The sequence below is a fragment of the Marisediminitalea sp. genome, assembly GCF_984433645.1.
In genome coordinates this window covers 1-10,458 of the sequence record NZ_CFIDRX010000152.1, presented here as the reverse complement: position 1 = coordinate 10,458, position 10,458 = coordinate 1, and the positions used below count along the sequence as shown (strand labels likewise).

Annotated in this window: 8 protein-coding genes; 2 read left to right on the top strand and 6 right to left on the bottom strand. The window is 48.0% G+C overall.

The window, feature by feature from the left end:
* Positions 1-339 precede the first annotated feature (339 nt).
* Both AC4MRN_RS16195 and AC4MRN_RS16190 read right to left on the bottom strand, forming a co-directional pair.
* Complete coding sequence (locus tag AC4MRN_RS16195; protein WP_491203857.1) at positions 340-3,462, bottom strand: TonB-dependent receptor domain-containing protein; 3,123 nt, start codon at positions 3,460-3,462, stop codon at positions 340-342.
* A 220-nt stretch (positions 3,463-3,682) separates the two neighbouring features.
* Complete coding sequence (locus tag AC4MRN_RS16190) at positions 3,683-5,479, bottom strand: tetratricopeptide repeat-containing sulfotransferase family protein (protein WP_491203856.1); 1,797 nt, start codon at positions 5,477-5,479, stop codon at positions 3,683-3,685.
* Between the two features lie 166 nt (positions 5,480-5,645).
* Here AC4MRN_RS16190 and AC4MRN_RS16185 point away from each other — a divergent pair, with 166 nt between their 5' ends.
* A complete protein-coding gene (locus AC4MRN_RS16185) occupies positions 5,646-6,059 on the top strand; it encodes a MerC domain-containing protein (RefSeq protein WP_073324345.1) in 414 nt (137 codons plus the stop codon).
* Here the strand turns inward: AC4MRN_RS16185 and AC4MRN_RS16180 are convergent.
* The 4 genes from AC4MRN_RS16180 to rsgA all read right to left on the bottom strand — a co-directional run bounded on the left by AC4MRN_RS16180 (position 6,056) and on the right by rsgA (position 9,659).
* Entirely contained in the window at positions 6,056-6,745 is a 690-nt protein-coding gene (locus AC4MRN_RS16180) for a glycerophosphodiester phosphodiesterase (protein ID WP_491203855.1), read from the bottom strand. The genes AC4MRN_RS16185 and AC4MRN_RS16180 overlap by 4 nt on opposite strands.
* A gap of 3 nt (positions 6,746-6,748) precedes the next feature.
* Positions 6,749-7,624 (bottom strand): DMT family transporter, encoded by an 876-nt coding sequence (locus AC4MRN_RS16175; protein WP_490402941.1) that lies wholly within the window; start codon positions 7,622-7,624, stop codon positions 6,749-6,751.
* 3 nt (positions 7,625-7,627) lie between these two features.
* Complete coding sequence (gene asd / locus AC4MRN_RS16170; protein ID WP_491203854.1) at positions 7,628-8,506, bottom strand: archaetidylserine decarboxylase; 879 nt, start codon at positions 8,504-8,506, stop codon at positions 7,628-7,630.
* A gap of 127 nt (positions 8,507-8,633) precedes the next feature.
* The gene (gene rsgA, locus AC4MRN_RS16165) at positions 8,634-9,659 is read right to left on the bottom strand and encodes a small ribosomal subunit biogenesis GTPase RsgA (RefSeq protein WP_155013501.1); all 1,026 of its coding nucleotides are present in this window, start codon (positions 9,657-9,659) and stop codon (positions 8,634-8,636) included.
* An 88-nt stretch (positions 9,660-9,747) separates the two neighbouring features.
* On the opposite strand from rsgA, the gene orn reads away from it, so the two are divergent.
* A complete protein-coding gene (orn, locus tag AC4MRN_RS16160) occupies positions 9,748-10,305 on the top strand; it encodes an oligoribonuclease (protein WP_073324350.1) in 558 nt (185 codons plus the stop codon).
* The last annotated feature ends 153 nt before the right edge of the window (positions 10,306-10,458 follow it).

Below are 10,458 nucleotides of genomic sequence, written 5' to 3'. Positions count from 1 at the left end.
GATTAGTCACTATTTTCAAAACAATCGTCCTGCTGTGTTTGCATCAGAAGTACCAGAATCAATAATCTCCCCCGTATCAGCCAGGTAATCGGCAATTCTTTACGAGATGTCTATATCTCATTGGACCAACCATTTTGCAACAATACGGTTTTGCTTGTGTAGTGCTTACCACTGATTTGGACCAACAGAAAACGCTGTTTGCTCGCATCGTCATCGGAAATATAACAACCATAAAAAAACGGTTGATCACTCAGTGATCAACCGTTTTTAAATGGTTTTCAACACAGATGCACCTGGCGGAAAGCTGACTATAGCCAGCGTCTGCCGCCAGGGGGACTGTTATTCCATTGTGTAGTTAACACCCATGAAGAATGTGCGTCCACGAGGACCTACAGGCCATGCTTCCTGAGTAGCAAATGGAATTTCATCCGTAATGTTATTCACACCACCGAAGACTGAAACGCTTTCGTTCAACTGGTAGCTCGCGTTGAAGTCATGAATAACGGTGCTGCCAAAGAAGCCACCGCCTTCGCCGAATAAAGCTTGGCTATCACCCAATCCTAGTGAGTTTTCCACCTCTTGGTATGCCTGGCGGCTCTGATAGGTAGTTTGTAGTGCCATACTGATCTCACCGCGGCTCCAGCTCAATTCTAGATTCGCAGCTGTTTTCGGAGTCTGGATTTCTTCAAGGCCAATATCTACGTCAGAGGAATCAGCAGGGTTGAAGTATCTGTTCAGTGTTTTCTGACGTGTACCAACTACGTTGATTCCAAACTCGTTTTCATCAACATTAAACGAATAGCTTGCTGAGAAATCGATACCTTCTGCTTCGATACGTGCGAAGTTAATTTCTATGGTGGTAATGTCATTTAAACCACCATCTGCACGGCGATTAAACTGGTTGCAGAAGTCTAATGATGGGAAGTTATCTGAATCATAACAGCCCTCAAGAATGTCACTGGCACTAACAGCTGAGATCGCATCTTCAATTTCAACGCTCCAGTAGTCAACGGTTAGAATTAAACCCTCAATAAAGCTTGGTTGATAAACGGTTCCAAATGTAATGGTTTCCGCTGTTTCAACCTCAAGTTCAGGGTTACCACCAGACGTTCCAGAGAATCGAGCCGTCAATGGGTTTTCCCAAATGTAATTACCATCAGCATCTAAAATATCTGCCAAATCTACACCGGCTGCTTGTAAACCAGCCACACAGTTAGCTTGACGAGATGATGTGCCTGCAGCGATATTTGCTGGGTCACATGGATCAGTGTCTAGGTTTACTGTGATTGGTAATTGCGGATCAAATAATTCGGTAATGTTTGGCGCACGTACCGCTTCTGACACGGTTCCACGGAAGTTTAATTCTTCGATAGGACTGTAAGAGAAGCCCAGCTTCCAGGTAGTAGCATTACCTAGCGTAGAGTAATCCGCCACACGCACTGCACCGTCAACGGTAAATTCATATGCGAACTCACGATCAAGGAATATGGGTAAACGTACTTCCAAAAAGGCATCTAATACGTCATATTCACCTTTCGTATTAAACTGCTGGACGTTATCTATGCCAGTCAGGAAGTTTAACCATGGTGACACTTCACTTACGAGCTGACCTTCGGTGTGAGGTGTTCCGGCAGGTAACTGGCCGAGAGCAACAGGATCTAGGCGGTTATCACTGGATTCCTCACGGTACTCTAAACCGGTCGCATAACCCAACGCGCCGTCAATTACGCCATCCAATAATTCATCAAACTGACCTACTGCTGTTAGCGTAAATACAGTTTGTTCGATGGTTAAGTTGTCTTGCATACGGTTAGAAATGAATGCTTTTGCTTCATCGCTAAGTGCATCCGTACCAAATGGATTTAGCGGCGCACATTGACCGTCGCCAGGTGTGAAAGTGTAGTATTGGTCGCTATAGAATTGTCCGTTTGCGTAATTTTCGTTAAACGCAAAATAGTCAATTTCGTATGCAGCAGTTGGGTCGATGTCGGAACGACAAACCGGGCTGCCATCAGGGCCGGTTACGGCGTCCATTGCAGCAAAAATACGGTCTATGAATTGCTCTGTGTAGGTGGTTTGGTTTTTAAACTGACCGTGGTTTACCGCAAATTCCAAACTGTGGTCGTAGGAATAATCCCAGGTAAATCCACCCACAAAGCGCGTAGTTTCGCGAACATAATTCGTGTCATCGTCGTCCCAGGCAATCGCATCCTGGGTGATTAACAAGCCGCCCGTCTGATCTACAACCGGCAGCAACTGCTCAGGGATATACGGGTTGTCTGGCAGGATGAACAGCGTGTCGTAGTACGAGTCATATTCTGCGTAGAAGTTGGTTTCTGCCTTTACGTATTTGGCTTCGAAGAATGCATTCAGCTCTTCATTGATTTGATAGTTACCGTTCAGGTTAACAATGAACTTGTCGGTATTTGGCATCAGGGTGTCATTGTCAAAGTTGAACCTCGCACCGTCACCGCCACTACTTAACAAACCGTTGTAAATAGGGCCGTCACTATTTACACGCACAGTACCGTCCGGATTTGTTAACCAACAACCCGCAAGGTAGCCCACGCGTCCGCCCTCAGACTCCTGACAGTCGGCAATGCCGTTGTTGTTAATATCAACATAGGTAACATCACGACCACCAAAGGTAGGTGCAATCGACCCTTCATTTGACGTTAACCAGTAACGAACGTCTGAGGCCAACTGGCGCTGACCATCTGTGCCTGGAATAGGAACTACAGAGGAGATGCCGTTGTTACGAGACCAGTCGCGGTCGCCGTGAAGCAGTTCTTCTTCAGTTTCATAAGATAAAGTGAAAACAACGTTACCTTTGTCATCGTCGAAGTTTTTACCGTAGATACTATCGATGGCAAATGAGCCACCACCTGATTCTTCAGGCAAAGCGCCCGTCGCGTTAATTTGGAAACCATCAAAGTCATCTTTTAGGATGAAGTTAACCACACCGGTTACCGCGTCAGCACCATATACAGCTGATGCACCACCAGTGGTTACTTCTACACGCTCAACCAAAGCTCTTGGAATGGTACCGATATCTACCGCTGAGGTTCCACGGAAACCGGCAACGTGTCGACGGCCGTTTACCAGGGTAAGTGTTCTCTCTGAACCTAACCCGCGCAGGTTCAAAGAGTTAGAACCTGTATCGGTATTTTCTGCGGTTGAAGAGGAGATAAGCGCGGGAATATCGTTTACGATATCTGCCAGGTTTAACTCACCAGACATGGCAATATCTTTGCTGTCTACTGATTGTACGGGTACAGAGGACAGTACATTAGGGTCGGTCGGAATTCGTGAACCGGTGATGTTGATCACTTCTACCGATTTCAATTCTTCTTCTGTTTCCTGGGCTAGGGTATTCGCTGAATAACCCAGACCTAACGCAGTAGCGATACAGAGTGATATCGCTGAGCGCTTTTTGTCGTTAATTTTAAAAGGTGTGCTCATGATGGTTTCCTCAGAGTTCTCTGATGTTTTTATAATAAACAGAATGCCTAGCATATCTCGTACCAGTAATTACAAACCTTGCTGGACATTGCTACACAATCGTTATTGTAAAAGCTCACTGACAAAAAGCACCATGAGAGTGCGTTAAATTGCACTAAAGTAGAAGGTAAATGCTTAAAGATAGTGCAACTTGCTATCTCTACAATTGTTACTGGTGCAGTTATTGGTTGCTCTTTACTGATTGGGCATATAAGTCCGCTCTCAAGCTGTGTTTCAGTGTCTCTAGCTCGTCGGCGACAGGAAGCCAACTGCCCAGACCGTTGCGATTGATGGGTTGCCTGACCTGCTCACTGCTTGCTGTGTGCACCGGGCGTGGCGAGTTGTGAAAGGCTAAACAAGCCGGTTCGAATGGCAAGCCTATATGGTTCAATAGCCGGGTGAGTTGTAACTCTGGATTTGACACCAGTGATTCATATTCAAGGCGGTAAACCTTGCCGGGAAGGGCCTTTTGCCAATACGTCATTAAGTCAGTGTAAGCATTGTAGATTTCGCCGATGTGGTTTTGGTCGTAGCTAAAGCTCACACCGGAATGAAAATATTGTTTATACAAACTAAGGCCACAATCCATTGGATTACGAACTACGTCAATGATGATGGCCTGGGGTAATATTTTGTGGATTAAGCCGACTAAGCGAAAATTAAAAGGTTGTTTATCGGTGAAGAAGCGGCTTCCGGTAGGCCTGAACAGCGCACTTTCTTCTAAATAGCGGTTTCCTATTTTTGCAAGGTCAGCCGGCGTTAGCTGATCGATGACAGATAGCAATGGTTGTTTATACTGCTGCTGTGCAAAGCGGTTTGCCCATTGCTCAACAGCGAGCAAGGTGGGTTGTTCCATTGTTCCTTCAACCTGACTGTGACTTGCCAGCATTTGATCAACCAGTGTCGATCCCGAACGGGGCAGGCCAACAATAAAAACCGGTACGGGCAACGCAGTGTTAACTTCTGCCTGAATTGACAGCGCAGGCGCGGTGTAGCTACGTTCTATATGCTTAAATTCCTGTGCGATGGCATTGATTTGCACCTGGCTCGCGGCATATAACTTATTCGCCGCAGCATAGTGCTTGAAACTCTCCTTAGGCGTAGAGAGCTGTTCCTGCAATCTGGCATAGGCAAAAGCGGCAGTACAACGTTGTTGTTCACTGAGGTGACTGCTGATTAGCGCGCCTAGTTGCTCAGCCTCAGCAGCACTGAACAGGTAATCTTTAAAGTCTGCCAGTGCCAGCCATGCATCGGCATTTTTGGCGTTGTAGTGCAGGCTGAGCTTTAATGCGGATATGCTGTCATCTCGCTTGCCGGCTATTCTGAGAACCTGGCCTTTTAGCAATGCCAGTTGGCTTTTAATATCAGCTTGAAGCGGTTCTGCCTGCTGGCAATAAGTCAGAAATGCCTTGTACTGACCATATTTAAATAGTAAACCGAGTAAGCGCCAGAGGTTATCGAAACGCGTATCGAGTCTAACCAGCGCTTCAGCCGAGTGAATGGCATTGGCATATTGCCCGCTTTGCAAATAAGCGTCGCCGATGAGTCTTTGTAGTGTCATGTTGGCAGGGTATTGCGCTATGCCGGATGCCAGTAACTCAATGGCATATTCTGGCTGTTGCTGCTGCAGTGCAATACTACCCAGTGTAAATAGCGCTTTGGGATGCAGACAGCCTTGCACCAGCATGTTACGGGCAACCTCCGCCGCGTCTGTGGGTTTGCTTTGTTGCATCAACGCCTGAATGCGCTGAAATTCCCGTTCACAGGGGTCTACGTTGTCAGCATGTTGTGCAACCTGAACGGCTTCTTTGATGTGACCCGTTTCGAACAAACAGCGGCTAAAGAGCAGCCAGCCGGCATAGAAATCCGGGTAATGCCTGACCCCCTGATAGAGTATTTTAATTGCATCAGCTTGCTTTCCTGATTGCGCCAGCGTTTGCGCTTGCTCGAATAACTGGGGTTGAGAGGGGAACGACATGCATTAAATCCGAGCGGAAAGCCAAGGTCGAAAAGACTAACAGCTAATTTTTATTGCTTCAAGGGACAGGTATTTATCGGAGAGAGGGCCCAATAGTGTGAAATTTGACTTGAAAAAAAACAGGTTTGTTATATTATAACATCCGTCTGCAGCGCTAAGGTTTGATATGCAATCACCCATCGACAATCCGACTATTCTCGACCGGCTAGGGATCTGGATCTCTGGCTTGTGTGCGTTGCATTGTCTGGCCATCCCTGTGCTGCCACTTCTGGCCTCCAGTGTATTCGGCGAAGTGTGGTTTGAACGCACCATTTTAAGTTTGTCGATTCTGATTGGTAGTGTTGCGCTAATTGCAGGTGCAGTGCGTTATCACGGTCAGGTTTATCCTCTTATTCTTCTGCTTACCGGCGGCGCCATTTACTGGTTTAAAGACATGTTCGGCGAATCGGGAGAACCGTTTACCATTGCGGTTGGCGCCATGCTGATCATTGTTGGACACTGGATCAACATGCGACTTTGCAGAAAGTGCCGTTGTTGCCAGGGCAAGCTTACCTCACAGCATTTAGCTGATAATAACTAGGCCAGCACCTCTCGTGCTATGTCTGGCACATTGGTAAAAATACCGTCAACATCCCAGCTTTTTAGCATTTTCATATCCTGCGGATGATCTACCGTGTAAACCAGCACCTTCAGGCCCGCTTGTTTAGCCTCTGTTACATATCCTTCGTCAACGACGTCCAGGGCCATATGTAACGAATAAGCACTGAGGTCATCAGCAAACCCCAGACCATTTTCGGGATAGGTTGCTGTTAGTGCACCAATCTTCACTTCTGGCCAGGCATGCTTAATGCTGCGGAGCCAACGATGATTGAACGACGAAATAATCAGGTTTTGTTGCGGAAATCCGGATATTCGCAATCCGGATTTTACGTCGGCTATCCAGGATTCAATATGCGATAAGTGTTTAATTTCTATGTTTAACAGCGCGTCATGAGGCAGTGTGTCAAACACTTCATGCATCAGGGGGATGCGCTCGCCGTGTCCGGCGTCGAGGCTGCGTAAATAGTCGAGGGAATGGCTGGTGACCATGCCGTCACCATTGGTGGTGCGATTTAACCAACGGTCGTGGATAACGACAATTTTCCCATCAACCTGGTAGGTATCGATTTCTATGCCGTGAGCCTGTTGGGCCATGGCCAGTGCAAAGGCCGCAAGGGTGTTTTCCGGGGCGGCTTTACTGGCACCACGGTGCCCCAATATCCACATAGATTAACTCTTTTTCGACGCAACCGATTTATGGGTATTTACTGTTTCATAAATTGACGCAGAGGTCACTAAAATTCCACCTATCAGCGTGTTCCAGCCGGGGCTTTCGTGCAGTAAGGCAATCGCAAAGGCAACCCCGTAAAATGGTTGCATGCAGGCAATGAGTGAGAAGGTCTTAGCACGCAGGTGTGCCAGTGAGCTAGCGACCATAGCGTGTGGCAAGGCGGTGAAAAAAGTCCCCAGGGCTAGCAGTAAGAACCAGACATTCAGGTTGGTATTGACTAAAGCTGCGCCACTGAAGGGCAGAATACACAGCGCGATGATGAGGGTTTGCCACGCCATGGCCTTCGCGCCGCTGTAGTGCGAAAAATACTTGCGGTGAGACAGGTTTCGAATAGCGTAAAGCACTGCGGAGGCAATGCCCAATCCAACGCCTAAAGTTACGTCGTTAGCCAGTGAAATCTCGGGTACTATCAACACAATTCCCAGTACTACCACCAGGGTACTAATAACATCCTGCCATACCAGCCGGGTGCCTTCAAAAAAGGGCTCCAGCAATACGGTTATAACCGGAAAGGTAAACATGGCAATCATGCCAACGGAAACGCCTGCATACTGCATGGAAGCGAAATACGTGATCCAGTGCACTGCCATTAATACACCCAGCCCAATGGCAATGCCATAATCGCGGCGGCGTCCCAGGGCTAACCCTTCTTTGCCGATCAATACCACGCAGAAAAGCGCTATGCAGGCGAACAGGCTGCGACCCAGCGTAATGTCGGTTGCAGAAAGCGGAATAATATGTGAAAAGAGTCCTGTTCCCCCCAGCAAAATAACCGCAATATGCAGGGAGATTAGACTCTTTTTAACCGGTTCCATGAATCAGTCTGGTTGGGTTTGATTGTCCGCGAAAGTGGCGAAAGGTGTACCCAGACGGGTCACTTGCTCAGCAGCAAGGTCGGCAAAATCAATCTTGTCGGCTTCGAAGCATACAACAATGGTAGAGCCAAGTTTAAACTGACCCATTTCCTCGCCTTTACCAATGGTAATAGCGTCCTCACCGTCCGCGTCATAACGCCAGTGCGTGACGTGTTTACCCGCTGGTGGCGTTACTGTTCCAGCCCATACGGTATCAATACTGGCTACGATGGTTGCGCCGACCAATACGATAGCCATTTTGCCAACCGGGGTGTCGAATAATGTCACCACGCGCTCGTTACGGGCAAACAAGCCCGGCACATTTTCTGCGGTAAGCGGGTTCACCGAAAACAATTCTCCGGGAACATAAACCATGTCGGTGAGCGTGCCTTCGATCGGCATATGAATGCGGTGATAGTCTTTGGGTGACAGATAGATAGTCGCAAATTTACCGCCTTTAAAGTGCGCAGCAAGGTGCGGGTTGCCTCCCAACAGTGCGCTTAAGGTAAATTTGTGGCCCTTGGCCTGAATCAGATCTTCACCAACAATATCGCCAAACTGGCTTACTGTGCCATCAACGGCATGGCATAAGCCCTTTTCGTTGTCGTCGATAGGTCGAATACCAGGCTTTAATGGGCGGGTAAAAAAAGCGTTGAAAGTGCGGTAATCTTCCGGCTGTGAGTACATGGCTTCGTCCATGTTTACTTTAAACTGCTTTACAAACAGCTTGATTAGCCACGTGGTTAATGCACCGGCTTCGGCTGCGGCAAGTTTGCCAACCAAACGCGAAATAGGGTGCTTAGGTAAAATATACTGTACGTTAACTTTAAACCAATCCAGCAAAGGGGATCTCCTTATTTATTCTGCGGTGTCTGCCTGCTCACTCAGTAAAATGCCGGAGGCGACCCTGTTATGCTGCGCATTGTACCGTATCCTGCCATCAAACATAGCAATTTACGGTTATGGTCCATCAGGGTTTGATATAAGACGGCCGCTGCTCATCCATTGCTGCAATAATTTTGTGATAATTTTCGTAGCGTTGCGCATCGATTTCGCCGTCCTCGACCGCCTGACGAATAATACAACCGGGATCATTCAGGTGCTTACAGTCGCGAAATTTACACCCACCGAGATAATCTCGAAATTCCTTAAAGCCCCAGGTAATGCGCTCTTCCGGCAGGTGCCACAGTGCGAACTCCCGCACGCCGGGTGAGTCAATCAAATCACCACCAGTGGGAATAGGCAATAATTTTGCAGCTGTGGTGGTGTGCTGACCCAGCCCTGAGTTTTCCGAGATTTCACCAACCAGTTCATCGGCGTCGGGCAGAACCTGATTAATAATACTGGATTTGCCTACACCGGATTGACCCACAAACACGCTGGTTTTGTCGCGCAGTATGTCGTGCAGGGTGTCGATGCCTTCGCCGCTTTTACAGCTCGTGTACATAAAGCGATAACCGAGTTTGGTGTAGATTTGCAAAGAGGCCTCTACCGCTTCACGCTCTTCCGGACTCAGCAATTCGACTTTGTTCAGTACCAGCAGTGGGGCGATACCGGTGTCTTCACACGCCACCAGATAGCGGTCAATGATATTAAGCGACAAGTCGGGCTTGACCGAAGACACCACAATAATCTGATCGATATTGGCTGCAATGGGTTTTACGCCGTCGTAGAAATCCGGGCGCGTTAAAACCGAATGACGGTCTTGCACCAGTTCAATGACTCCACCCAGGTTTTCATCCGGCACTTCGGAGCGGGCAAACAAGACGTTGTCGCCGCATACCACCGATTCAATAGTGCGGCGTATGTGGCAACGCACAATCTCGCCGGTGTTGTCCTGTACGTCAGCCTGCTTACCAAATCGCCCGACGACGCGCCCCGTAATTAACGAAGATAAATCAGGTGAAGATTTCGACTGTCGGTGTGCCAGTCGCTTTTCGCGATTTGCTGCTACCTGACGCTTCTGTCGCTGGGATAATTTGGGTTTCTTGGCCACGCCACTCTCTTTTATTGCGTTTTAAGCTATGCATGATACCTTTTGTGCACTTTATGTGTCACCACTTCAACTCAAATAGGTGCTCTTCATGACAACATCTGCTGCGTATTCACCTGATAACCTGGTTTGGATCGATATGGAAATGACGGGGTTGGATCCGGAAACGTGTGTCGTTCTGGAAATCGCCACTATTGTGACGGACTCACAACTCAATGTGCTGGCGGAAGGGCCGGTAATCGCGGTTCACCAACCTGATGCCGTTCTTGATGGCATGGATGAATGGTGTACCCGTGTGCACGGCGAAAGTGGGTTAACCCAACGCTGTCGGGAAAGTAGTATTGATGAGGCAACAGCGGCGAAGCAGACCATCGCGTTTTTAGAACAGTATGTACCGGCTGGCAAATCGCCTCTGTGCGGAAACACTATTGGTCAGGATCGCCGCTTTATGGTGAAGTACATGGCAGAGCTGGAGGAATACTTCCATTATCGCAGTGTTGACGTGAGCACCATTAAGGAGCTTGTTCGACGTTGGCAACCAGCGGCATTGGAAGGGTTTACCAAAAAAGGCACGCATCAGGCGTTGGACGATATTCGGGAATCCATCGCCGAATTACAGTTCTATCGCGAAAAAGTGTTTAGTATTTAGGCATTCAGTGCGCATATTACAAAAAAATTGAAAATAGGTATTGCGTTCGAAAAATATTTTTGTAAAATGCGCACCACTTCAAACGAAGTACCACTCTTAAGCGGGAATAGCTCAGTTGGTAGAGCACAACCTTGCCAAGGTTGGGGTCGCGAG

Coding starts and splice junctions, on each gene's coding strand:
- AC4MRN_RS16190 (WP_491203856.1), bottom strand. CDS start 5,479: ATGTCGTTCCCCTCTCAACCCCAGTTATTCGAGCAAGCGCAAACGCTG.
- orn (WP_073324350.1), top strand. CDS start 9,748: ATGACAACATCTGCTGCGTATTCACCTGATAACCTGGTTTGGATCGAT.
- AC4MRN_RS16185 (WP_073324345.1), top strand. CDS start 5,646: ATGCAATCACCCATCGACAATCCGACTATTCTCGACCGGCTAGGGATC.
- AC4MRN_RS16195 (WP_491203857.1), bottom strand. CDS start 3,462: ATGAGCACACCTTTTAAAATTAACGACAAAAAGCGCTCAGCGATATCA.
- AC4MRN_RS16175 (WP_490402941.1), bottom strand. CDS start 7,624: ATGGAACCGGTTAAAAAGAGTCTAATCTCCCTGCATATTGCGGTTATT.
- AC4MRN_RS16180 (WP_491203855.1), bottom strand. CDS start 6,745: ATGTGGATATTGGGGCACCGTGGTGCCAGTAAAGCCGCCCCGGAAAAC.